General features: G+C 54.0%; 22 protein-coding genes. 11 read left to right on the top strand and 11 right to left on the bottom strand.

Annotated elements, in window-relative coordinates; genetic code table 11:
- Positions 1 to 351: 351 nt before the first annotated feature.
- Both AC6CHM_RS15225 and AC6CHM_RS15220 read left to right on the top strand, forming a co-directional pair.
- Positions 352 to 1380, top strand: coding sequence for a LacI family DNA-binding transcriptional regulator (locus AC6CHM_RS15225; protein WP_307281752.1), 1029 nt, complete (start codon positions 352 to 354; stop codon positions 1378 to 1380).
- Between the two features lie 131 nt (positions 1381 to 1511).
- Positions 1512 to 2480: a complex I NDUFA9 subunit family protein gene (locus AC6CHM_RS15220; RefSeq protein ID WP_115054598.1), complete on the top strand. Its 969-nt coding sequence runs from the start codon at positions 1512 to 1514 to the stop codon at positions 2478 to 2480.
- Between the two features lie 17 nt (positions 2481 to 2497).
- Here AC6CHM_RS15220 and AC6CHM_RS15215 read toward each other — a convergent pair whose 3' ends face one another.
- The 10 genes from AC6CHM_RS15215 to AC6CHM_RS15170 form a co-directional block, all read right to left on the bottom strand.
- Positions 2498 to 4120 (bottom strand): GMC family oxidoreductase, encoded by a 1623-nt coding sequence (locus AC6CHM_RS15215; RefSeq protein WP_498173684.1) that lies wholly within the window; start codon positions 4118 to 4120, stop codon positions 2498 to 2500.
- A 2-nt stretch (positions 4121 to 4122) separates the two neighbouring features.
- Positions 4123 to 5652, bottom strand: a complete 1530-nt coding sequence (locus AC6CHM_RS15210; protein WP_307281747.1) for an FGGY-family carbohydrate kinase — start codon at positions 5650 to 5652, stop codon at positions 4123 to 4125.
- Positions 5653 to 5684: 32 nt separating this feature from the next.
- Positions 5685 to 6527 carry a class I fructose-bisphosphate aldolase gene (locus AC6CHM_RS15205; protein WP_115054595.1) on the bottom strand — a complete coding sequence of 281 codons (843 nt, stop codon included), beginning with the start codon at positions 6525 to 6527 and terminating at the stop codon, positions 5685 to 5687.
- A complete protein-coding gene (locus tag AC6CHM_RS15200; protein ID WP_498173645.1) occupies positions 6439 to 8247 on the bottom strand; it encodes a glycerol-3-phosphate dehydrogenase/oxidase in 1809 nt (602 codons plus the stop codon). Before AC6CHM_RS15200 ends, AC6CHM_RS15205 begins: the two co-directional genes overlap by 89 nt.
- An 11-nt stretch (positions 8248 to 8258) precedes the next feature.
- Complete coding sequence (locus AC6CHM_RS15195; RefSeq protein WP_498173644.1) at positions 8259 to 9254, bottom strand: aldo/keto reductase; 996 nt, start codon at positions 9252 to 9254, stop codon at positions 8259 to 8261.
- On the bottom strand, positions 9251 to 10261 hold the full coding sequence (locus AC6CHM_RS15190; RefSeq protein ID WP_115054592.1) for a sugar-binding transcriptional regulator: 1011 nt from the start codon (positions 10259 to 10261) through the stop codon (positions 9251 to 9253). The genes AC6CHM_RS15195 and AC6CHM_RS15190 overlap by 4 nt, the downstream gene beginning before the upstream one ends.
- A gap of 1 nt (position 10262) precedes the next feature.
- A complete protein-coding gene (locus AC6CHM_RS15185; protein WP_498173643.1) occupies positions 10263 to 11252 on the bottom strand; it encodes an ABC transporter permease in 990 nt (329 codons plus the stop codon).
- Between the two features lie 22 nt (positions 11253 to 11274).
- Entirely contained in the window at positions 11275 to 12813 is a 1539-nt protein-coding gene (locus tag AC6CHM_RS15180; RefSeq protein WP_440807948.1) for a sugar ABC transporter ATP-binding protein, read from the bottom strand.
- A gap of 72 nt (positions 12814 to 12885) precedes the next feature.
- A complete protein-coding gene (locus tag AC6CHM_RS15175) occupies positions 12886 to 13914 on the bottom strand; it encodes a substrate-binding domain-containing protein (RefSeq protein WP_498173642.1) in 1029 nt (342 codons plus the stop codon).
- A gap of 242 nt (positions 13915 to 14156) precedes the next feature.
- Positions 14157 to 14963, bottom strand: coding sequence for an undecaprenyl-diphosphate phosphatase (locus AC6CHM_RS15170; protein ID WP_307281727.1), 807 nt, complete (start codon positions 14961 to 14963; stop codon positions 14157 to 14159).
- A 260-nt stretch (positions 14964 to 15223) separates the two neighbouring features.
- Here AC6CHM_RS15170 and AC6CHM_RS15165 point away from each other — a divergent pair, with 260 nt between their 5' ends.
- Genes AC6CHM_RS15165 through AC6CHM_RS15155 form a run of 3 tightly spaced genes read left to right on the top strand, consistent with a single transcriptional unit; the run spans position 15224 to position 17970 of the window.
- Positions 15224 to 15916 (top strand): glutathione S-transferase family protein, encoded by a 693-nt coding sequence (locus tag AC6CHM_RS15165; RefSeq protein WP_115054588.1) that lies wholly within the window; start codon positions 15224 to 15226, stop codon positions 15914 to 15916.
- Between the two features lie 36 nt (positions 15917 to 15952).
- Positions 15953 to 17104 (top strand): tRNA epoxyqueuosine(34) reductase QueG, encoded by a 1152-nt coding sequence (gene queG / locus AC6CHM_RS15160; RefSeq protein ID WP_498173641.1) that lies wholly within the window; start codon positions 15953 to 15955, stop codon positions 17102 to 17104.
- Positions 17101 to 17970, top strand: coding sequence for an NAD-dependent epimerase/dehydratase family protein (locus AC6CHM_RS15155; RefSeq protein ID WP_498173683.1), 870 nt, complete (start codon positions 17101 to 17103; stop codon positions 17968 to 17970). Before queG ends, AC6CHM_RS15155 begins: the two co-directional genes overlap by 4 nt.
- Before the next feature lie 9 nt (positions 17971 to 17979).
- Here AC6CHM_RS15155 and AC6CHM_RS15150 read toward each other — a convergent pair whose 3' ends face one another.
- Positions 17980 to 19023: a zinc-dependent alcohol dehydrogenase family protein gene (locus tag AC6CHM_RS15150; RefSeq protein ID WP_498173640.1), complete on the bottom strand. Its 1044-nt coding sequence runs from the start codon at positions 19021 to 19023 to the stop codon at positions 17980 to 17982.
- Positions 19024 to 19144: 121 nt separating this feature from the next.
- Here AC6CHM_RS15150 and mepA point away from each other — a divergent pair, with 121 nt between their 5' ends.
- From mepA to AC6CHM_RS15120, 6 genes are all read left to right on the top strand, one after another.
- Entirely contained in the window at positions 19145 to 20137 is a 993-nt protein-coding gene (mepA, locus tag AC6CHM_RS15145) for a penicillin-insensitive murein endopeptidase (protein WP_498173639.1), read from the top strand.
- Between the two features lie 89 nt (positions 20138 to 20226).
- Entirely contained in the window at positions 20227 to 20679 is a 453-nt protein-coding gene (locus AC6CHM_RS15140; RefSeq protein WP_307281711.1) for a methylglyoxal synthase, read from the top strand.
- A 15-nt stretch (positions 20680 to 20694) separates the two neighbouring features.
- Positions 20695 to 21723 carry a glucokinase gene (locus tag AC6CHM_RS15135; RefSeq protein ID WP_307281708.1) on the top strand — a complete coding sequence of 343 codons (1029 nt, stop codon included), beginning with the start codon at positions 20695 to 20697 and terminating at the stop codon, positions 21721 to 21723.
- 178 nt (positions 21724 to 21901) lie between these two features.
- Positions 21902 to 23734 carry an ABC transporter ATP-binding protein gene (locus AC6CHM_RS15130; protein WP_115054801.1) on the top strand — a complete coding sequence of 611 codons (1833 nt, stop codon included), beginning with the start codon at positions 21902 to 21904 and terminating at the stop codon, positions 23732 to 23734.
- A complete protein-coding gene (dapB, locus tag AC6CHM_RS15125) occupies positions 23731 to 24567 on the top strand; it encodes a 4-hydroxy-tetrahydrodipicolinate reductase (RefSeq protein ID WP_115054582.1) in 837 nt (278 codons plus the stop codon). The genes AC6CHM_RS15130 and dapB overlap by 4 nt, the downstream gene beginning before the upstream one ends.
- 26 nt (positions 24568 to 24593) lie before the next feature.
- Entirely contained in the window at positions 24594 to 25214 is a 621-nt protein-coding gene (locus AC6CHM_RS15120; RefSeq protein ID WP_440807963.1) for a 2,3-bisphosphoglycerate-dependent phosphoglycerate mutase, read from the top strand.
- The last annotated feature ends 37 nt before the right edge of the window (positions 25215 to 25251 follow it).

Genomic DNA, 25251 nt, shown 5'->3' with positions numbered 1-25251 from the left:
GATGGTATGGGCGCAAATGTCATATTCACTCCTTAGCAGTCTGGATTTGAATACTATTTCAACAATATCGAATCTGGCAGCTAGAAATTTATTCCAGCATAGATTATTAAAACCTATTGGTTCAGATACGTGCATTAATCGGCTGGAAAAGTATTTATATGGTTTTTTGCAATCAATGAATTAACATTAGATCTTTAGCAAATGAATATCATCTCACTATACGCTTAATTGCTACTTTTACGAATATTTGTGCAACTGAAAGTTGCACAGTTTTGACCTCATTCATTTATCAGGACTCAGCCTGCAATTCTTTTTTTCGGATTGCCTGTGGTCCAAAAAGGAATTTAACCGATGCCCAAAGACATCAAAACTATGGAAGACTTTTCCGAATTTGCTGGTCTTTCGCGCCCGACAGTGTCGAAATACTTTAACGATCCATCGTCTGTCCGCAAAAGCACGCGCAAAATTGTCGAAGCCGCGATCCTTCGCTCCGGTTACAAGCCCAACCTTTTTGCCAGCAATCGAAGAACGCATATTCTTGGCGTGATCGTGCCTAATTCCAACGATCCATTCTATATGTCACTGACACGTCGCATACAGGATTTGGCGGGTTTGGCAGGCTATATGGTTTTCATGCAAAGCTCCGAAGGACGACCGGAGCTTGAGCAGCGCGCGCTTGAAACATTCCAATCCATGAATGTAGCTGGCGTTATCATAGGCGCGCTCGGCTCGTCATCACATCAGGAAAAACTGGCAAAAGCCGCTGAGTCAGTACCCATTGTGTATATTGACTCCTCGCTTGATGATACGTCCCCCTTCGTGGGAACCGATAACAGGCAGAGCGTCAAGCTCATCGTGGATTATCTAACCAGATCAGGCGACGCTCCATGTTATTTTGGCATGCCGCCGCTTAACAATAATGTGCAGGGTCGCAGGAGCGCCTATGTCGCGGCAATGGATGATCTGGGCTTGGAGCCGCTTTTTGTGCCCGTGGATCCAGAAAACACATGGAACCTTGAAAAATTCGCCTTTGATGCCGCTATTCGAATCTTGCGAAATGGATCTTTTCCGACCAAGACCGTGCTATGCGGCAATGACCGCATAGCGGCAGGTCTTTCGGCCGCGGCCTATCAAGCGGGACTGAAGATTGGCCGGCGTCAGAATGATGACCTTCGCTTGGCAGGGCACGATGACCAGCCCTTTGCTCGTTATATGTGCCCGCCGCTCACCACTGTTGCGCAAAACCATAAGGAAATCGGTCGGCTGGCGGTCGAATTGATGTTTCAGAAGCTCGGCGAAACGCGTGACACCAAAACAGTATTACCGGCAAATGAGCGCATTCTTTTAAACGCCGAAATCATGCTGCGCATGTCGGCCTGACGACCTATATGGTTCAAAGCGCGGCAACGCGCCGCGAGATTCGTGAGACAACAGGCCTTTGCGTCGACATCAAAACGCATTAAACAGCATAGAAATAGCTGTTGTACGTTTTGACTGCTCAGGAGAGTTCAATGACAATCACCAAACCAAAACTGGTTACTGTTTTTGGAGGCTCTGGCTTTGTCGGTCGTCACGTGGTTCGCGCGCTCGCCAAACGCGGCTACCGGGTTCGGGTCGCGGTTCGACGCCCTGATCTTGCATTTCATCTGCAGCCATTGGGTGGCGTTGGTCAAATTCAGGCAGTTCAAGCCAATCTGCGCTACCGTTGGTCGGTGGATCGCGCAGTCGCCGGTTCTGACCATGTCATCAATCTGGTTGGCATCCTTTATGAGGGAGGCAGCCAGCGTTTCAGCACGGTACATGATTTTGGCGCGCGTGCTGTTGCTGAAGCAGCCCGTGCAGCAGGCGTTCCCCTTACCCATATGTCGGCGCTGGGTGCTCATTCGCAATCGCAATCCGCATATGCCAGTACGAAAGGGCGTGCTGAAGAAGCCGTTCTGAAAATTCTGCCGGAGGCGTATATTATCCGCCCGTCCGTTATTTTTGGACCAGAGGATGGATTCTTCAACAAGTTTGCCGGCATGGCGCGCATATCCCCGTTCCTGCCATTGGTCGGCGGTGGTCATACAAAGTTTCAACCGGTTTATGTCGGCGATGTGGCCGAGGTGATCGCGCGTTCTGTCGACGGTGCCTTGCAGCAGGGCAGAATTTACGAATTAGGCGGCGGAGAAGTTCTGACGTTCCGCCAGTGCATGGAAGAAATGCTCCGTGTTATTGGCCGCAAGCGGGCATTCCTCCCCATTCCATTCTGGGTAGCATCCATACAAGGCTCGATCCTTGGGCTATTGCCAAAGCCGATGATTACTTCCGATCAGGTGATCCAGCTTAGAAATGACAATGTCGTTTCCGAACAAGCAAAGGCAGAAGGGCGCACGCTTGAAGGCCTCGGCATTCGTCCGCAAACCATTGAGACGATTTTGCCGTCATATCTTTGGCGCTTCCGTGTGCAGGGTCAGTATTCCAGCCAGAAGCCTGCTTGATTAGAGCAAAATTTGCCCTAGCGGGCTGCTGTCAGAATTAGGTCGGCAGCTTTTTCTGCGATCATGATAACCGGCGAGTTTGTATTGCCAGAGACGATGGATGGCATCACCGATGCATCCACAATCCGCAACCTTTCCAGCCCATGCACCTGCAAGTCCGTATTGACGACCGCCAAATTGTCACGGCCCATCCGGCACGTACCAACCGGATGAAAAATCGTCGTTGCAATATCACCTGCGCGATGAATTAACTCGTCATCGCTTTGATATTGCGTTCCAGGCAGCATTTCCTGTGGTTGGTATTTCATTGCAGCCTTGGTCGCCATCAGATTTCGGGCATGACGAATTGACCGGGCTGCAAGCAGCCTGTCGCCCACCGTCGACAGGTAGTTCGGCTTGATATCGGGTGGAAGGCTGGAATCAGCCTTGCTTATATGGACTGTACCTCTGCTTTCTGGCCGCAAATTGCAAACCGAGACGGTAACAGCGGGATAGCGATGCAGAGGCTCGCCCAGCCGATCTGTGCTGAGCGGTTGCACGTGGTATTCAAGATCAGGCGTTAGGAGTCCGGGATCGCTTTTTGCGAAAATGCCGAGCTGACTCGGGGCCATGGACAAAGGTCCTGAGCGGCGTAGCGCATATTCGAACCCCATGGCAGCCCGCGAGAAGAGATTGTGATAAAGTTGGTTCAATGTTCGCGCACCTTCGATGCGGAACACTGTCCTGATTTGAAGATGGTCCTGCAGATTTTCACCCACCCCAGGCAGATCGTGCAAGGGCGCAGCGCCTGCATCTTTCAAAATGGCAGGGTTTCCGATGCCGGACAGTTCCAGGATTTTCGGAGAGTTGATTGCGCCTGCCGACAGAATGATTTCGCCCGAAGCGCGTGCAATGCAGGCTCGGCCCTGCAAACGATAACCGATCCGCACGGCCCGCTTGCCTTCGAATTCCACCCGCTCCACTTCTGCCCCGGTCACGACCCGCAAGTTGCGTCGCTTCATGGCAGGGCGAAGAAACGCCTTGGTGGTATTCCAGCGTAAGCCGCCACGCTGATTAACTTCGAAATAGCCCGAGCCTTCATTATCGCCGGTATTAAAATCTTCCGTTTTGGGAATGCCAAGCTCTTCCGCCGCATCCCGAAATGCATCGAGAATGGGCCAGGATAATCTTTGACGTTCCACCCGCCATTCACCGCCAGCTCCATGCAAGGCGGACTTTCCACGATAATTGTCTTCAGACTTGAGAAAATAGGGCAGCACGTCATCCCAGCCCCAGCCAGTATTGCCTGCCTGACGCCAGCCATCGTAATCGGCTGCCTGTCCGCGCATATAAATCATGCCATTGATCGACGAGCAGCCACCCAGCACCTTACCGCGCGGATAGGGAAGAGTGCGGCCATTCAAACCTAGTTCAGCAGCGGTCTTCATCATCCAGTCGGTTCTGGGATTCCCCATGCAAAAGAGATAGCCGATTGGCACGTGTATCCAGTGGTATCGGTCGTTTCCGCCAGCCTCAAGCAAGAGAACGCGATGCTTTGGATTGGCAGAAAGCCTGTTGGCAAGAACGCACCCCGCCGAACCAGCCCCGACGATGATAAAGTCGTAGACGCCCTCATCGAAGGCTTGCTCGGTGCGATGCATATTCACGCTGCCACCTCGGTCGCGACTGCATCGCTTTCCGCCATTTGCCGCCAGATTGGAGCCATAGCTGCGGCAATCTCGAGGTATAATTGGTAGCGACGTTCATAATGCTTTGCTCGTTTTGCATCGGGCTTGTAGTGCCGCTCACTGGTGACCATTGCTTCAGCACCAGCAGAAAAATCTGCGAATATGCCAATTCCCGTTCCTGCCGCGATGGCAGCCCCCAGCGCACCCGTCTGGCTTGAGCGGGCAATGGATACAGGCAAACCCAGCACATCGGCGAATATTTGCGGCCAGATCAAGCTGCGCGAACCGCCTCCGGAAAGCACGGCCTCGTTAAAGCTCGCTCCGGCGGCGCGCATCATTTCGATGTGCTGGCGATGGCCGAAAGCTACGCCTTCCAGCAATGCTCGAACCATATGGCCTTTTGTATGCCAGCCTGCAACACCGTAGAAACCCGCCCGCGCATTACCGTCCTGTTGCGCGCCATAAAGAAAGGGATGGTAGATTGGATCATTTGCCGCTGGCTCAATTGATGATGCCAATTCGCAGCAGACATCGAATGGTGATTGACCATCCGGCTGCTCGCCATGGAAGAATTCACGCACCAGCCATTCAAGATTGGCTGCTGAAGTAGCACTCGATTCAATCGCCATATAGCGATCGCGATCAAAGGTCGATGACATGAACACCGGGCCTTCCAGGCGCGGACGATCAATGATCACCTGGTTAATACTCCATGTTCCAGCAATGATGGAAGCGGCACCCGTGCGCGTGACCCCGGACCCGATGGCGGAAGCGATCACGTCAAAGAATCCGCCAATGACTGGCGTTCCAGCGGCCAATCCGGTTTCAGCAGCCGCCTTCGCCGTGACCGTTCCCGCAATGTCCGCACTTTCGATCAAAGGCGGCAGCATGTCCATGCAGTCGCCCAAACCGAACGCGTCCAGAAGGTCTTGGTCATAGCGGCGTTCGGCAACATTCAACAATCCGCAGCCGGTCATGTCGGACACTTCGCTGACCCGCGCACCCGTCAAGCGATTGACCACGAAATCCTTGCACAGAAACACTGTCCCGATCTTGCGAAAGGTTTCCGGTCGATTACGCTTGATCCACGCCAGCAGGGTTGGGGTTTGGGATGGCCAGGGACGTTGCAAACCTATCGGATAGGTGCGATCTCCGACGCCTTCAGCCAATAATGACTCGACAAGTGGTGCTGCACGCGTATCCAGCGACTGGATTGCAAACAATGGTTCACCGGAATGATCCAGCGTATAAAGCCCATTGCCATGTCCCGCACAGCCGATTGCTGCGATATCTTCAGGCTCGATCCCGGCCTGTTCGATGCAGGTTCTGATGACTAGCTTGGCATTCTCCCAAAGTTCCCCGAGACCCCGCTCCACATGCCCGGGAAAGGGCATCGCACTGTGCCCTTCCTGTGCAGCCGAAGCGATTTCACGGCCTTGCCTGTCAAAGATCACCGCCTTGATGATCGTGTTGCCAGCATCGAGCCCTAATAGATATTCTCCCATCCGGAACCCCTCCTCAGGTTCTATGCTTATGCTCAACCCTCTTGATAAAGCGCGTAGGCATCCTCGCCGCTGGCATCGTCATGGATTATGGCCATTAGTCCACGAACCACAGCGCCCGGATTTGCATGCTGGTAGATATTGCGGCCATAGACCATACCCATCGCGCCCTGCTGCATTAAAGCTGCCGATTTGACAAACACGTTCTTCAAGTCTTCTTTGCCGCCACCGCGCACAAGAACCGGGCAGCGGGCAGCTTCAACAACGCGATGAAAATCCTCTGCATTGGTTGTCGGATCAGCCTTGACGATATCGGCCCCCATCTCGCGGGCAAGCCGTGTCAGCGTTACGATCTTATCCGCATCGCCATCAACCATATAGCCTCCCCGCTCGGTGACCGGCTGCATGACCAGCGGCTCAATCATCAAGGGCAGCCCATATTTGTCGCAATCGGCGCGCACGCGTGAAATGTTTTGAACACATTGCCGAAACAGGTCCGGCTCATCGGGCAGCATGAACAGATTGACGACGACGCAGGCTGCATCCATTTCGATCGCGCCAATCAGTGGCTCGGCTTCATTCTGCAAAACCGCCCACATATTGCGGTGACGAAACGGGTTGTAAGGATTGCCCATGTCGATACGCATGACCAATGCGGGCTTATCTTTCCCGTCCACGTTTTGCAAAAGATCGGCTTGGCCGTAATTCATCTGTATGGCGTCTGGAGCTGCAGCAACTAATGCCTTCACGACAGATTCCATATCCTCCAGACCATTCAGGAAGGTCGGCTCATTGCACACTCCGTGATCGATCGCCACGTCGAGGCAGCGCCCCTTGCCGAAAAGACGGTTCATCCGAACCTTGCTGTTGTTTCTCATGATAGTCTCCTTCTTCATTTCGTGCGCTTTGTGCGGCGATATCAGCGCCATGCCGCTCTGAGAGCAGGCATAAAAACTTCGCTCGCTCATCATTGCGGCGTGCAACAGACCATTCCTTTTCAGCGGCGAGCAGGCCCAGAACCGCGTCTGTCATCGATAGTGAAAGCTCTCCGCTGATCGCCAAGGTGGTGCGCCGCAGCAGGATGTCGTCCAAATGCTCAGCCGCTTCGTTTCTGATCAGGAACAGAATCTCGCGCCTTGAGTAGCCTGGATGCGGCATTGCTTCATCGTTCCCCGCAGCAATGAATTGTGCGAGCACTTCAGCATCTGTTCCATATCGTTGGAACAATTGATCAATACGCTGTTCCTCAAGGCCGGTCAGGGCAGCGACACGCGATATCCATTCATCACTATTCGCCGGGAAAGCCCGGCCTCCGCCAATGGCGCGATCCTCTGTAACCACTCGTCGCTCACGGCCAAGTTTGGACAGAGCCATATTGGCAGCCAGTTCGCCAAAGGAACGGAACGTTGTCCACTTGCCGCCGATCATGCAAAGGACAGGCGGGCCACTTTTATCCAGTTCGATAAAGGTGCAAAAATGATCTCGCGGAATGCGCCCCGTAAACTGATCCTTGCTCGCAGGCAGCGGACGCACGCCGGAAAACTGATAGACGATTTCTTCCGGCTTTATCTTGATTGCCGGCAGCACGAAGGCCAAGGATTGCAGAATGTAGTCTCGTTCCTCCGGGGTGCAGGTGACATTCTCCGGGTTATCAACCCGAATATCCGTAGAGCCAACCAGCACTTTACCAAGATAGGGAAAGAGAATGCAGACGCGGCCATCCTCATTCTCGTAATAGATCATATGGCCATCAAGGGCTTTCAGAAGCTCGGCATTGTCGATGATGAGGTGAGATCCCTTGGTGCCGCCCATGAGCGGTGCAGACAAGGCATTTTTTGGATACAATGTGGCGTTGGCCATATCTATCCAGCCGCCCGTCGCATTGACAATCAGGTCTGGCTTTATGGTTATGGCGGCTCCGCTGATATGGTCATGGACAGCAAAAACGCCCGACGCATCCCGGCGAAGTTCGGCATAATTGACCGCACGGGCCGAAGCATTGGCTGACATGCCGTCCTGGAGCAGTTCAATTCCTATTCGCTCTGGATGGCTGACCCAAGCATCGTGATAGGTCGCCGAACTTTTGATGGCTGGGTTGAGCGCTGGCCATTTGCCAAGACTGGCTTGCCGCCCGCGAAATTGATGTTTGGGCATCAAAGCGCGCTTGCGTGTCAGAAAATCATAAATGCTTAAGCCTGCCTTTATGGCGAGAGCACCGCGCCTGCTTGGTTTGCGAGTCAGGCCAAGAAAACGCACAGCACCGTTGGCAAGGCCAGAGAATAAACTGAAAACCGGCACGGTCGTAGGCAAGGGCGCGACCATATGTGGGGCGTTGCGAAGCAGGCGGTCGCGTTCAACCAGTGATTCCTTCACCAGATTGAATTCACCGTTTTCGAGATAGCGAAGACCGCCGTGAACCATGCGCGAAAGAGCTGAGCTGGCGCCCGAACAATAATCATTCCTCTCGACAAGCAGAACATTGATGCCCTGCAGCGCCAGTTCACGGAACACGCTGAGGCCATTTATTCCGCCGCCGATGACACACACGTCCACCTTCGGGCTCCGGCGAAGCCCGTCAAATACTTCTTCACGCTTCATGATGCAGCCCGTTACCTGTCCATATTTGTCAGTTTCACTGCGATGGCCGCGTCAAGGGCCGCAAGGTCTTGCTCATCAAGTCTTATTGTTCCGGCTCTGGAATTTTCCAAAGCCTGTTCCGGATTTCGTGCACCGCACAGGGCAAATGTCACGCCGGGTTGTGCCAGCGTCCATGCAATCACTGCTTGGGCGATACTCGCCTGATGCTTTTCTGCTACGGGCTGGATTGCCTCGGCAAACTGTTTGGCCTTCAAACGATTACTGGTAGAAAAGCGGGGACTATCCTTGCGTTGATCATCACCCGAAAATACGCGATGCGGATCAATCGTCCCGGCAAGGAGCCCAAGCGCCAAAGAAGAATAGCTCAGTGTAGATACGCCTTGCTCTCGAGTGACCGGAAGTAGATCCGTCTCGATTTCGCGATCAATCATACTGAACCGTTCCTGTATAGCATCCAGCGAGCCGGTTGCGACATAGGCTTTGAGTTCGTTCTGGCTAAGATTACTTGCGCCGATTGCGCGGATTTTGCCGGCACTGCGCAAATCTTCCAGTGCCTGTACGGTCTCCTCGATGGGTGTCGTCGGGTCCTGCCAATGCGTGATATACAGATCTATATAATCGGTACCCAGCCTTTTGAGACTCTCATCGATCTCGTGGAAAATCGCATCGCGCCCGAGATAGCGATGAACCGGTTTTCCATCCTGATCGAAAAAATGCTGTCCCTTCTGCGTGTGCCAGACCAGCCCGCATTTGGTGGCAATGATTGCCTTGTCACGCCTTCCCTTCAACGCCCTGCCAACGATCTCTTCCGAGCGCCCAAGGCCATAGGCGGGAGCTGTGTCGATTAAACTGACACCGGCATCAAGGGAGGCCTGTATTGCGGCTATGGACTGATTTTCATCAGTGCCACCCCACATCCAGCCGCCGATGGCCCATGTCCCCAAGCCAACAGCCGAGGCATTTACACCGGACTTGCCAATGGCACGTATCAATTGCCCATTATTCATGCCCAGCTTCCTTCTGCCTCTGCAATTTCTAAAATACGCATACCCGTTGCTTCATCCGTCACCAGCGTATCCAGATGGTTGCCGCGCATAATGCTGAGAATTGGCTTTGCCTTGTTCGGCCCACTCGCCACGCCAATCTTTGTTGGAATCGAGGCGAATTCACTCAAGGTGAGTGAAACGAGGGAATCGTTTAAGCTGTAGCCGCAAACCTGCCCCCGGTCGTCCAGCAGATGGGCCAGCAGTTCACAGCTTGCACCGGAGCGCTCAATCGCTTCCCGGTCGGTACTCGACGATGGGTGCAAGTCATAATAGCTCGAATCATCGGTCAGGATGGAGCCAATACCGACAACTGCGACTTTGGCTTCCCGCGCACGCTTAAAAACATCCGCGACCGACCGCATATTGATAAGCATCGATCGTTCTGCCGCCGTATCTGCAAAGAGTGGCGCATGAATTTGATAAGCCCGTCCGCCGAGCTTGTCGGCCAGCAATGTCGAAACGTGATTGACATCAGTGTAATGCTTGCCCTGGACGCAGCCAGTTGCGGGCACAACCTCGATATTGAACGGCCGCGGCACCTGCAGCCCGGCAACAACGGCACTGACGCCCTTGCCGCCTGTGATACAGATTGTATCGCCATCGGAAATCTGCTGCAGGAGCAACCTAGCCGCCGCTTCACCAACCGCCTGCAATGCTGTTTGCGGATTGTCCGACACTGTGGGCACCACGACAGCCCGATTGATACCCCCCAGCGCAAGCAACCGTTCTTCCAGATCGATGAGCGGTTCAACAGGTGACTTTATCTTGATTTCGACCAGTCCGAGCTGACGCCCGCGCTTAATGAGGCGATTGACTGTCGGCTGTGATACGCCGAGCTGATCGGCGATCTGCGCTTGTGTCAGGCCTTCCACGAAGTGCAACACCAATGCCTGATGCATTTGCCTGGCAATGACAATCTCCTCGCGTGGTGCTGGAGATAGTTTTGCGTTGAGTCTGACGACAGTCATATCAGGAAGCCTTACGCTTGTGCAAAAAGTGGTCAATGGATACTGCGCCGAGTAGAATGCAACCCTTGATCATGTCCTGCCAGTAAACCGATACATTAAGCAGAACCAGCGAGCTTGTGACCACCGAAAGCAGGGCAATGCCGAGGATCGCACCAAGAATTGTTCCCGATCCGCCATTCAATGACGCGCCGCCAATAACAGCCGCTGCGATGATGTTCAGCTCCATGCCGACGCCGAATGTAGGGGTCGCCGCACCGAAGCGTGACATATAGATGACGCCTGCCACCCCGGCGAGCGTGGAACAGAGAACAGTCACCCAGAACTTGACCTGATTGGTCCTGATGCCTGAGTAAAGAGCGGCCTTTTCATTGCTTCCGGTATAGAAGACTTTTCGCAAAGCTGTTGCACGCCGCAACAGGAAGTCGAAAAGTACAACGACAGCAATGAAAATTATGATGACATAGGGCACGCCGTGGAAACTGCCCTGCCCGATTGCCTTGAACGCGGGGGGTAGGGTGAAGAGCGAGAGCGGCGTTCCTTTGGTGATTATAAGGCAAAGGCCACGTACAATCACCATTCCGGCGAGCGACGTGATGAAGTGATTAAGTCCGACAACGGTAACAAAGAAGCCCATCACGCAGCCAATCAGACTGCTTGCCAGAATACCGATAAGCGAGGCGCTCCACGGGTCCAGTCCCGCAAGGAAAAGCGAGCCTGAAAGCACCATTGCGAAGCAGACTACGGAACCCACCGCCAGATCGATACCGCCGACGATGAGCAGAATTGTCATGCCAACCACAACAATGCCTTCAACGGAAAAGCTCATCAGCATGGCGCGGAAATTGCCGAGCGTCAGAAAATGCGGTGAAGCAAAGCTCATGGCAATGCACAGTGCCAGAATGATCGCGATCAGCCCGGCTTCCCGCATTGAACCCAGCCTTTTCCAGGACGGTGTCCGCGTAGCACTTACTCCGATTGTTTCAGCCACCATGTTATTTTCTCCCATAGACTTTTCAGGCAGCATGATCTGTCGCCAACCGTGTTTGTTCGCTTTGATTGACACCGGAAGCCAGCCGTATCACCGCCTCCTCCGTCATCTCATCTGCGCCGAGTTCACCCGCGATCTTTCCCTCCCGGATAACCAGCACCCGGTCACATAATCCAAGCAATTCCGGCAGCTCTGACGAGATGACAATGATTCCGATGCCGGACCTTGCCAGATCGCGAAGCAACAGGTGAATTTCGGATTTTGCGCCGACATCAATGCCGCGCGTCGGCTCATCCATCAGGATGACCTTCGGTTGCACCGCGAGCTGTTTGGCAATCGCGACTTTTTGCTGATTGCCGCCACTGAGCGCTGATACAGGCGTGTCGATGTTGGCCATACGAATATTCAGCCGCTGCGCGAATGCGTGGGCAAGCTGTGCTTCGCCCCGCGCATTAATCAGCCCCAGATGTCCCGTCAGCGCCTTGAGATTGAGAACGGAAATGTTCTGGGCGATCGACATGTCGAGGAAAACGCCAGAACCTTTGCGGTCCTCGGAAAGATAGACGATGCCAGCCTCTACGGCATCCGTGTAAGTCTTGATTGCCTGTACCTGACCGTGCAAGCGGATTTCGCCATCCGTGATCGCCCGCAGACCGCAAATGCCCTCGGCAATCTCCGTGCGGCCAGAGCCGATCAGACCGCCAATGCCTAGTATCTCGCCTTTGTTCAACTCGATATTGATATCAAGGAAGCGGCTTCTGTCACCAAGGCCACGAACCGAAAGGATTGTCTCGCCTGACACCTCAGCGCTTTGCTGTTTAGGCGGATAGAGCTGGGTTATTTCACGGCCCACCATACGGCGGACAACATCATCGGGCGTCACATCTGCCACCCTCTCCGTGGACACATATCGGCCGTCGCGCAGAACTGTGACACGGTCGCAGAGCGAGAAAATCTCAGCCATTCGATGACTGATGTAAATAATGGAAATGCCGTTCGCCTTCAGATCCCGAATAATATCGAACAATATGCGGGTTTCGGCTTCGGTCAATGCAGCTGTTGGTTCGTCAAAGATCAGCACCCGGCAATCCAGTGTCAAAGCCTTGGCGATCTCAACCAGTTGTTGGCTCGATATGGAAAGATCGGCAACCTTGCGACGCACGTCGATCGGTGCAAGCCGGTTCATGACTTCCTGCGCCTTACGTTCCAATTTACGATAGTCCATCAGGAACGATCGCTGGCGGCTCGTCGCGGCCATGAAGATATTTTCCGCCACGCTCGCATCAGGACAAAGCGCGATTTCCTGGTGCACAAGCCCCAGACCAAATGATTGGGCTATTGAAGGAGAGGCGATTTTCACCGCCTCGCCTTCCACGAGGATTTCACCCTCATCCGGTTGCAGCACACCGGCAATGATATTCATCAGCGTCGATTTGCCGGCTCCGTTTTCGCCGCAGATCGCGTGAATTTCCCCGCGATGGAGGCTGAAACTTACATTCGTCAACGCCTTTACCGCACCGAAGTGCTTTGTGACGTTGTGGATGTCCAGAACCGGTTTCGGCATGATGACGCTCCTCCCCAATACTTCACAAGACGCCACCCGGACTTTGCAAATCCGGATAGCGGATTGCGAAGTCTACTCCTCGATCCCTTTGGTACCGCGACGCTTCAGGTACTTGTCCCAGAAGAAATCATCCGCATTTTCCGCTGTGACGATGGACAGACCATTGTCAACGAATGGAATGCTCATCGGGTTGAACCCTGCCCGCTTGGCATCGTTCATAGGATCGATCAGTTCCGGATGCTTGGCCAACCAGAGCAGCATGAAACCCATATAGCCCTGCATGCCCTGATTGGGGTTGATAGAGCCAAAGACTTCACCGGCTTTGATCATGTCGAGAATATTGGCGTTGACGTCCGCGCACATGACGAGAATTTTACCGCCGCTTTCCTTGTTCGCCTGAGCCGCTCCGATTGCCGAATTGGCCTCCGGCATGAACACTGCACCAAGATTAGGATTGGCCTGCACGATACTCATCAAGCCTTGATAGGCTTTTGTCGGGTCCTGATTGGAGGCAGCGCGGCCAACCAATTTCATATCCGGCCACTTTTCCTTCATGCGGTCAACAAATGCCGTTACACGCTTGTCGTGATTATCCTGACCTGGATTTTCCAGCACCGCATATTCGCCCTTGCCACCAAGCTTGTTGGCTATGGCATCAGCCGCATAGGTGCCTTCACGAATATTATCCGAAGTGATGAACGATATGCGTTTTGACAATGGCGAGTCCGCCGCAAATGTCACGACTGCCGTTCCCTGACCGATAGCGCGGTTGATTGGCTCGATGAAGGGATCCGAGTTCATTGGGTGAACCAGAATGCCTGCCGGGTTCTGTGCCAATGCCTGATCAAAACTGGCGATCTGCTTGTTGACGTCATATTCCGGTGTTCCGGTATAGGCCGTCTCGCAGCCAAGCTGCTTGCCTGCCTGCTTGAACATCTCGTAAACCGGGAACCAGTATTCGACACCCGACACCATGACGTTCATGACATATTTTTCACCCGGCTTGCAGCGAAACGGCGATTCCGTTTCAGCCTCGGCTGGCGATGCAAATAATGTTGCTGCAAGGACCGCCATCGCGGTCGTGCCCAAAAAAGTACGCAAGTGTCCTCCTCGAGGCCGAAGCCCCTCCCATTTGTCCGCGGCGCTTCGAATGCAGCCACTTTACTTTGCGAAAACCGGCACTCCTCCTCGAATGCCAGCATGGGTAACTAATCTCAAAGAAAAGAGACTGTCAATAAAATTCATCACGTGAATAATAATTCATCTATACTTTGCAAAAAAACCTCTGGCGGGCGGAAATATTCCGCCCATTGGCTGTCTTCAGTCTATGGAAAAGCAGCGACTTAGCGCATCAATATCAAAGCGACCAGGCCCACCGTACCGACAACAAGCCGCCACCAGGCAAAAAGACCATAACCGTGGCGAGATACGTAACCCAACAGATAACGCACTACGAGCACGGCGGAGATGAAGGCCGCAAGGAAGCCGACGCCGATCAACGTCACATCATCAAATGTCAGGATATTGCGGTTCTTGAAAAGGTCGAGGGCAAAAGCGCCTGCCATGGTGGGCATAGCAAGAAAGAACGAGAACTCAGCCGCCGAACGCTTATCAGCGCCCAAAAGCAAAGCTCCGACAATGGTCGAGCCAGAACGCGACGTGCCGGGGATCATGGCAAAGCACTGGAAAAGGCCGATTTTCAAATAGAGCGGCAATGGAAAATCCATCGCATCCGTATAACGTGGCTTCAGGTCGAGCCTATCCACCCATAGTAGGATAAGCCCACCCAGTATCAGCATCGTACAAATCAGCATTGGCGATTCAAACAGGATTGCCTTGATCAACCCATGAGCAAGAACGCCAATGAAAACGGCGGGCAGAAATGCAATCAGCACACCGATTACAAAACGCCGGGCCTTCGGATCATTGGGCAAATCACGTGCTATTTTCAGAAGGCGTGCGGAGTAAACAGTCAGAATAGCAAGGATAGCACCGAGCTGGATCAGCACTTCGAAGGTCTTACCATTTGACTCGAAACCGAGAAAATGGCCTGCAAGCAGCAGGTGTCCTGTCGAAGAAACAGGGATGAATTCGGTAAGCCCCTCCAGCAATCCCAAGAAAAGCGCTTCGACAATTGTCTGAGTTTCCATGTTTATGCTTACCGCTTTCTTAATCCGTATTGCGGTTCCCGCCCGCCAAAAGGGCACCGCTACAATTGAATACACTGCACAATTTTTGTCTTAACCGATTCTCGTTTAAGAAATTATTCAGCGATAAGGACCTGCCCGTTAAATCGTGTTTACTTGTCTCATGCCGCCGTTGCGCCTATAGCATTGGCCCGGTGTCTGCCATGTTCGCAATACGATGCCGACCCGCAAAATGCCAGTTCGAAAGATTTAGAATATCTGCCATGTTGACGCTTTTTCATCATCCCATGTCCACCGGCTCGCGATATGTGCGACTGATCCTCAATGAATATGACATTGAAGTGCAGTTGATCGAGGAAAACAGTTGGGCACGCCGCAAGGAATTTCTGTCGCTCAATCCCGCAGGTACATTGCCCGTATTGCTTGCAGAAGGTGACGTGCCTGTGGCCGGGGCATCGGTGATTGCCGAATATATTGACGAAACACGTGGCGCATTAAAACGCAGCCGTCGTTTGTTTCCGGAAGACTCGCTCAATCGCGCAGAGGTACGCCGGCTTGTTGACTGGTTCTTGAGCAAGTTTGAAAATGAAGTGACACGGCATATGGCGCGTGAACGCATCTTCAAGTTGCATATGACAGCCGAGCAGGGTGGAGGCGCACCTGACAGCGCTGCCATCCGCGCCGCCCGGGCAAATATTACCCAGCATATGAGATATATTGACTGGTTGACCGCCACACGCAATTGGCTGGCTGGACCTGCACCGACCTATGCAGACATGGCTGCTGCGGCCTCCATCTCCATTCTAGACTATCTTGGAGAGATAAAATGGGCCGAGTATCGTGCGGCACGCGATTGGTATACCCGGATGAAGTCCCGACCCTCCTTCCGCCCGCTTCTTTCGGACCGCGTGCGCGGCTTGCCCCCTGCATCGCACTATGGTGATCTGGATTTTTGATCTTATAGGGTATTTAAGTTCTCATGCACGGTTGTCATGCAAATGAACCTAAATCAGCAAGAGCGGCTTAAACAATTCATTATCGAAGAATCGCGGGCTGCTGGCTTCGATGTCATCGCGATCACCAGTCCGGACTCAATCCCACAGGCTGAAGAGCGGCTGCGCGAATATTTGTCGCTTGGGCGTCACGCAAGCATGGAATGGATGCGGGAAACCGAGGAGCGTCGAAGCAGTCCGCAAGCTCTTTGGCCGGAAGTTCGCTCGATCATTGTTCTGGCCATGAATTACGGCCCCGACAGCGATCCGCTCACTATCCTTGAGCAAAAAGACAAGGCAGCGATTTCCGTCTACGCGCAGAACCGTGATTATCACGACATTATAAAGGGCAAGTTGAAAGGCGTAGCCAGCCGGTTTGCCTCGCGGGCCACTGGCGAAGATCTTAAGGTGTTCGTTGATACGGCACCTGTCATGGAGAAGCCACTGGCAGAAGCCGCAGGGCTTGGCTGGCAGGGCAAGCATACCAATCTGGTCAGCCGGACACATGGGTCCTGGCTCTTTCTAGGCACCATCTTCACAACAGCAATGCTCCCTGCAGACACCAAAGAGCAGGACCACTGCGGCTCGTGCCGTGCTTGTCTCGATACCTGTCCGACCTCGGCTTTTCCTGCTCCCTATCAGCTCGACGCACGCCGGTGCATTTCCTATCTCACTATCGAGCATAAAGAACCGATCGCACTCGAGTTCCGCAAGGCGATGGGCAACCGTATCTATGGTTGCGATGATTGTCTTGCCGTATGTCCGTGGAATAAATTTGCTGAAACTGCGCGCGAGTCCAAGCTGCGTGCCCGCGACGATCTTCGCTCGCCCTCTCTTGCTTACCTGCTGACCTTGGATGACCCTACATTTCGAACCCTGTTCTCAGGCTCGCCTATCAAGCGCATTGGTCGCGATCGCTTCCTGCGAAATGTATTGAACGCCTGCGGCAATTCCGATGATCCGGATTTGATAGAACCGGTCAAGCGGCATCTGTCCGATCCTTCGCCGCTCGTGCGCGGTTCAGCGGTGTGGGCTTTGAGCCAGCTCCTGAACGCAGAAAGCTTTTCAAACCTCAGATTGATCCACGCAGTGAAGGAAAATGATGCTGGCGTCTTGACCGAATGGCACAATGGCGCGAACAATCAGCTATGAAGATTTTCCTGTTTGGCGCCGGTTATTCAGCGCGCGCCTTTGCCAGAGCAATTGCTCCCACAGCCGAGTTTATTGGCGGGACGACGCGTGACGGAACGAAGTTGGCGACACTCGACAACGAAGGTATCATGCCTTTCCTTTTCCATGGCACCCACGCGTCGCAGGAGATTGCAGATGCGCTGGAAACCATCACTCATCTGGTTATTTCAACATCTCCAGCAAAAACCGGCGATCCCGTGATCGCGCTGTTCGGAGAGACGATCCGTCGCGCCATGCCAAAGCTGCAATGGATCGGCTATCTATCGACAGTAGGCGTCTATGGCAATCATGCCGGTGCCTGGGTGGACGAAACAACGCCCTGCAGCCCGGTTTCGACGCGTTCGGTTGAGCGTGTCGATGCGGAGCATAGCTGGCAGGCTTTGGCAGATGCTCGCGGCGTTCCGCTGGCAATATTGCGGCTTTCGGGAATTTACGGACCGGGGCGTAATGCTTTTGTCAATCTCACCAATGGAACAGCGCGGCGTCTCAACAAAACCGGTCAGGTTTTCAACCGCATTCATGTGGATGACATTGCCGGTGCCCTTCAGTTCCTCAGCATGCACAACCAGGGTGGCATATTCAATATTACCGATGACGAACCGGCTCCACCCCAGGATGTTGTCGCCTATGCCGCCGAGTTAATGGGTGTCGAGCCACCGGAAGAGTCTGACTTTGAATCAGCACAACTGACGCCGATGGCCCGCTCATTTTATGGCGAGAACAAGCGTGTTTCCAACAAGCGCATCAAGTCTTTGGGTTTCACATTCCGCTATCCCGACTATGGCACTGCCTTCGCAGCCATGTGGCGAGACGGCAGCTGGCGTTAACGCCTGCATTTAGCGAAAACTCGTAATTACATTGATTCCGATGCCTTCAAAGCGGTCCATCGCCATCAGGGCCGCTGGCGCGTCATCCAAGGTGATTTCCTTGCCAATCAATCTTTGCGGTTTGAGCTTGCCAGTCTCCAGCATGTCCATCAGGGCATTATACCGAAAGGCCTGCATGCCATGGCTGCCATATATTTCAAGCTCATGCGCAATGACCTTATCCATGGGAATGGGAGAGTGTGCGTGACCACCAAGCATTAGTCCCACCTGCACATGACGGCCACGGCGACGCAGATTCGCGATTGAATTAAAGCATGTTGTGGGGTGCCCCAGTGCGTCTATGGAAACATGGGCACCACCCTTGGTAATCTCTCGGATTGCACCAATAACATCTTGTTTCTCACGTCCATTGACAGAAGCGACAGCCCCTAATTCTCGGGCAAAAGCAAGCTTCTCTTCGGACAAGTCGACCGCAACAACATTCGCGCCCATCGCAGTGGCAATCATAATTGCGGAGAGGCCCACCCCGCCGCATCCATGCACTGCCACCCATTCGCCTGGCTTCACTTTCGCCTGGTCGACAATGGCGCGGAAAGAGGTCACAAATCGGCAGCCAAGACTTGCCGCCGTGGCAAAATCCAGCGAATCCGGCAGGGCGACAAGATTGGTATCGGCGAAGTCGAGCGCGACATATTCCGCGAAAGAGCCCCATGCGGTGAAGCCGGGCTGAAACTGACTTTCACAAACCTGATGATTGCCCGAATTACACTCAAAACAATGTCCGCAACCGCCAACAAAAGGCACTGTTACGCGCTGGCCGATTTTCCATCCTGTCACATGTTTGCCAATAGCTTCAATTGTTCCCGCAAGCTCATGTCCTGGCACGTGCGGCAGAACAATATCTGCATCATGCCCCATCCAGCCATGCCAATCACTGCGGCAAAGTCCGGTCGCTTCAACTTTCACTACAACGCCGCTTGCGGCAGGTTCGGGATCCATAACGTTCTGCACGCGGGGCGGATTGCCAAACTGCTCGAAAATGACTGCTCTCATAATGCGGACCCCACCGAATCAAACCTAAATTTGTTTCCATATTGCGGGTTTCATGCGAATCTTGCCATCATAAAGCTCGGATGACCGAAGCAATTTTGCTTCCCATCCATTGGACAATAAAATGATATCAAAAACTCTGCTCTCCTTTACTGTTGGCATATTAGTTTCGCTAGCAAGCACACTCAATGCTGTCGCCGAAGACGGGCCTGCAAAGCGCTTGTTCGGCTCGCAATCATTGCCCAGTCTCGGAGCACCGCAATCAACCGGTTTTTACGCCAAGGGTTGCCTTGCAGGCGGCGTTGCATTGCCCGTGGATGGACCGGCCTGGCAGGTCATGCGTCTGTCGCGAAATCGCAATTGGGGCCATCCGCGCATGATCGCCCTTCTGGAACGGCTAGCCCGTGATGCTTCCGCCAAGGACGGCTGGCCCGGCCTACTGGTTGGCGATATTTCGCAGCCACGTGGCGGTCCGATGTTGACCGGTCATGCTTCGCATCAGGTAGGGCTTGATGCCGATATCTGGCTGACTCCGATGCCGAAACGCCGCTTCACCAATCAGGAACGTGAGACGGTGGAAGCGAAGTCCATGCTTCAAGGGGACACGCTTTTTGTTGACCCTGATAAATGGAGTGCAAGTCGCACGGCTCTTTTGAAACGCGCTGCGAGTTACCCTGAGGTTGAGCGGATTTTTGTCCACCCCGGAATCAAGAAAAAGCTGTGTGACAGCGTGCAGGGCGACCGTAGCTGGCTGAACAAAGTACGTCCCTATTGGGGTCACTATTATCATTTCCATGTGCGCATCAAATGCCAGCCCGGATCTCCCGAATGCAAAGCACAGGAGCCGACAGGGACTGATGATGGCTGCGGCAAACCTTTGGCCTGGTGGTTCACCGATGAGCCGTGGAAGAAAGCACCTCCACCCAAAAACCCGGTCAAGCCCAAGGTCATGATGCTCTCGGACCTACCGAAGCTTTGCGCCCAGATACTGAATGCACCCGGGCCAAAATCGGTTGAAGAGGTTACGCTTGGCGTTGGTGCGAAGGTTCCGCAGGCATCTACAGATACCAGCCAGGACTTTCCAGAAGACGTTCCGGTTCCCGGTCAAAAGCCTTGAGGTCTTTTTGTGCTCTGCCCTTTTCACGGCGACGTGAATTGTTTATAGAGTTTCAATCGATTTAGGGCCCCACCCGAAAAAGAGTTTTGATGACACAGCCATTCCGCCTTGCGTTGATTGCCCATGACCAGAAGAAGGACGACATGGTGGCGTTTGCGCGCAATTATGAGGCCTTGCTTGCACCATGTGACATCGTCGCGACCGGCACGACCGGCCGCCTGATACAGGAAGCGTGTCCCTCACTGACAATCGCCCGCGTAAAGAGCGGACCGCTTGGCGGCGATCAGCAGATCGGTGCGTTGATTGCGGAAGGACGAATTGACGGGCTTATATTTTTCGTCGACCCGTTGTCACCTTTGCCACACGATGTTGATGTAAAAGCACTGATGCGGCTTGCCAGCGTTTACGATATTCCCATGGCATTGAACCGGGCGACAGCTGAGGTTCTGGTACAAAAAAGAGGCTTGCTACGGGATGACGCGGCCGACAATACATTGATGCGCCATGTGTCCGATCGGGATAAAGGCACGCGTGGCATTTAAGACAGGAAAGCGATAATGGTTACACAGGCAGATACCGACCACATCATGAAATTTCCGATTCTGGTCGGGGATATTGGCGGTACCAATGCGCGCTTCGCAATCCTTGTCGATGCCTATGCAGAGCCGAAGGAATTTCCGGTTCTGCAAACTGCCGATTTTTCAACTATTGATGAAGCTATCCAGAACGCGATCCTTGACCACACCTCGATCCAGCCACGTTCTGCAGTGCTTGCCATTGCTGGTCCTGTCGAAGGTGACGAGATCGACCTGACCAATTGCGCCTGGGTCGTCAAGCCGCGCCAGATGATGGAGACACTTGGCCTCTCGGACATTACCGTCATCAACGATTTCGAGGCGCAGGCACTCGCCGTTGTTTCGCTTGAGCCAAAGCATCTTGAAAAGCTTGGCGGTGGCGCGGGTGATCCGCATGGCAGCCGTGCGGTGCTCGGGCCCGGCACTGGTCTTGGGGTTGCCGGCATGGTTCGTTCTCGCGCAAGCTGGGTTCCTGTTCCTGGCGAAGGTGGTCATGTGGATATGGGTCCGCGTACTGAACGCGATCTCGAACTTTTCCCTCATATCGAGCATATTGATGGCCGCATTTCCGGCGAACAACTGCTTTGCGGGCGGGGACTTCAGAATATCTATCGCGCCATTTGCAAGGTTGGTGGAACGGAACCAGCGCTTGAAACGCCTGCCGACATAACTGCCGCTGGTCTTTCCGGTGAATCTCCGGAAGCGAAGGAAACCCTGGCTCTTTTCGTCACCTATCTCGGCCGTCTGGCGGGTGATTTTGCTCTGACTTTCATGGCGCGCGGTGGTGTATATCTCGCCGGTGGCATCGTTCAAAAGATCGTGGAGCCGCTAAAAAATCCGGCCTTCCGCAAAGCTTTTGAAGATAAGGCCCCGCACCAGCAAATATTACGCGAAACACCGGTTTATATCATCACGCATCCTCTGGCAGCCTTAAGCGGTCTGTCTGCATTTGCCCGCACACCAGCCCGATTCGGCGTTGCTACTGAGGGTCGTCGCTGGCGCCAAGGCTGAACTGTTCGCTGAACCCTTTCTGGGGCATCAAGGCAACACTGCCCGCCGCATTCCGCCAAACGGGGCAAAACCGATAGGCAAGGCGAGGCAATAACGCTATAGGGACAAGATCACGCGGCAAACTTCCTGCAAAAGGAGGTTTGCCTGACATTTTAGTACCAGCGAGTTGCCGCCTGTCATGAATGGTGTACCCAAGAAGAACAAAATCGACCCGACCGAGGCCAGGCGCGTCGTCGGCAGGGTGCTTGGCGAGAATGTCCGGCAGCATCGCTCTTCATACACTGTTGCAGTTTTCGCAATGCTGGCCGTGGCGCTAAGTACCGCTTTTGTTGCCTATATCTTTAAGGATGTAATCAACAAAATCTATTATGAGCGCCGCGAAGACCTCATCATACCGATCAGCCTCGGCATTCTTGCCGCGTTCGTTATCCGCGGCGTCGCGACCTATGTACAATCAGTAACGATGGCAAAAGTCGGTAACAGCATTGTGGCGCGTTACCAGCATCGCATTTTTGACCATCTTATGAAGCTTGGGCTCGACTTTTATCACGATACGCGTTCCGCACAGCTGGCGGCGCGGATCAATCAGAATATTGGTGGCGTTCGTGAGCTTCTTGATATTGTGGTCACGACAATCGGCAAGGATATTCCAACCCTGATCGCTCTTGTCGGCACAATGATCCTGCTCGACCCGCTGCTATCGCTGTTCGCTTTGCTGATCGGCCCACCAGTGCTCCTCACCGTCCGTTACCTGACCAAGCGCCTGCGGGTCATTCATCGTGAATCAGTGACCCTGAATTCACACCTTTTGGGCGCGATGCAAGAGGCTACGCAAGGGATAGCCATCGTCAAGGCTTTCACCATGGAAGACCAGTTGCGCGGCAAGATCAGCAAATTGATCACACGCGCCGAGGAGCGAGCCAATAAGATTTCACGCGTGTCCGAGCGGCTCACTCCCGTGACAGAGCTCATTGCGGGTACAGCCATTGCATCAATGATCATGTATACGGGCTTCCGCGCCGTTTATGATGCACAGCCTCCCGGCGCCATGTTCAGCTTTATCACCGCTGTGCTCCTCGCCTATGACCCGGTTCGCCGTCTTGCCCGTGTGCAGGTTGGCCTTGAGCGCTCGCTCGTTAACGCCCGCATGATCTATGAAATTCTCGACATTGAGCCGCGTCAGGCAGATAGCATCGGCGCCGTGCCGATTACGGTGCCCAATGGCGAGGTTCAATTCGATAATGTGAGCTTCGGTTATGGCAATGGCATTCAGGTTCTCCACAATGTCAGCTTCACCGCAGATGCAGGCAAGACCACCGCAATTGTCGGTGCATCGGGCGCCGGTAAATCGACACTGATCGGTCTCGTTCAGCGCTTCTATGATATTGATGGTGGACGTATTCTGGTTGACGGCCAGGATATTGCCCATGTCAGCAAGCGGTCGCTGCGCCAATCCATCGCTTATGTCTCGCAGCAACCCTATTTATTCGAGGGCACTATTGCCGACAATATTCGCTACGGACGACCCGACGCGACTGATGAAGAGGTTATCGAGGCGGCCAAACTTGCCAATGCCGATGAGTTCATTATCAAGCAGCCGCAAAGCTACGGCACCGAAGTGGGCGAAAACGGTATAACGCTTTCAGGCGGTCAACGACAGCGCCTTTCCATCGCGCGCGCCATTGTCCGCAATGCGTCCATTCTCCTGCTCGATGAGGCCACTTCAGCGCTCGATAATGAATCCGAAAAGCGCGTACAGCAGGCTCTTGAACGCAGCATGCAGGGCCGCACAACCATCGTCATCGCCCATCGTCTTTCGACTATTGTCAACGCGGATCATATTGTCGTTATGGAAGCGGGACGGGTTGTGGAAGAAGGCGTTCATGAAACCTTGCTTGCCCGGCCAAATGGCGTTTACGCGCGCTTCTATCAATTGCAGGGCAAGGATGAGTCACCCATTATTCTTATGGATGAAGACGAGACTGCCGAACGCATGGGACCAACGGAATGAGCATAGAAAATCCGATGAAGCTTGCCGTAACCGGTGCTGGCGGGCGCATGGGGCAGACCTTGATTCGCATCATACAAGCGACACCGGGCGCCACACTTGCCGGTGCCATAGAGCGCTCTGGCTCGCCGCATATCGGTCAGGATGCAGGCGAACTTGCCGGCGTTGGTCACCTCGGTATTCCAATTACCGATGACGCGCTTTCTGTTTTTGTCGGCGTTGAGGGCGTGCTTGATTTTACCACCCCTGCCGCGACCATTGAATTTGCCGAATTGGCTGCACAAGCGCGTATCATTCATGTGATTGGCACGACGGGCTGCTCCGCTGAGGATAATGCCAAGATTGATGCCGCAGCGCGCCATGCAGTGGTCGTCAAATCAGGCAATATGAGTCTTGGTGTCAATCTGCTTGGCGTTCTGGTCAAACAGGCAGCAAAAGCACTGGGTGAAGAATTCGATATCGAGATTCTTGAAATGCACCACAAACATAAGGTCGATGCGCCATCAGGCACAGCCCTGCTGCTTGGAGAAGCGGCTGCTGATGGCCGGGAGATCGGCCTTAGCCAGCACAGTGTTCGCGTGCGCGACGGACATACCGGCCCCCGACAGACTGGGACGATCGGTTTCGCCACCTTGCGCGGCGGCTCGGTGGTCGGTGACCACTCTGTCATTCTTGCGGGTGAAGGCGAGCGCATCACGCTGTCCCACCATGCGGAGGACCGCACTATCTTTGCACGCGGCGCAATCAAGGCCGCACTTTGGGGCAAAGGCCGCAAGCCTGGTCTTTACTCCATGCTCGATGTGCTTGGCCTCAGCGATCAAAGCATTTCCAACTAAATACTGCCTTAAAAGGAGTCTTCAGAATGTCCGGAACCCTCGTCCTCGTTCGCCATGGCCAGAGCGAATGGAACTTGAAAAATCTTTTCACAGGCTGGCGTGATCCGGCTCTGACTGAGCTCGGCCACGAAGAAGCCAAGGACGCCGGCAAACGCTTGAAGGCAAAGGGTCTGAAATTCGATATTGCTTACACTTCCGTCCTTTCGCGCGCGCAAAACACCCTACAGCACATACTCGAAGAGGTTGGTCAGACCGGTCTTCAAACCATTCGCGATCAGGCCTTGAATGAACGCGATTATGGCGATCTCTCCGGTCTCAACAAGGATGACGCGCGCGCCAAATGGGGCGAAGATCAGGTGCATATCTGGCGCCGTTCCTATGACGTGCCACCACCCGGAGGCGAGAGCCTGCGCGATACCGGCGCTCGCGTTTGGCCGTACTATCTTCACGAGATTCAACCCCACGTCCTGCGCGGCGAAACAGTTCTGGTGGCTGCGCATGGCAATTCATTGCGCGCGCTGATCATGGCGCTCGACGGCCTGACAGGCGAAGAGATCGTAGCGCAGGAACTCGCCACAGGCGTACCGATTGTCTACAAGCTCAATGCCGACTCGACGATCGCATCGAAGGAAGTGCTAGTAGGGTAATCGTTCAAGCGGCTGAGCGATTCCGCCGCTTCACCAT

Source organism: Phyllobacterium sp. GQ127 (assembly GCF_059758635.1).
This window is presented reverse-complemented; position numbering and strand designations above follow the sequence as displayed.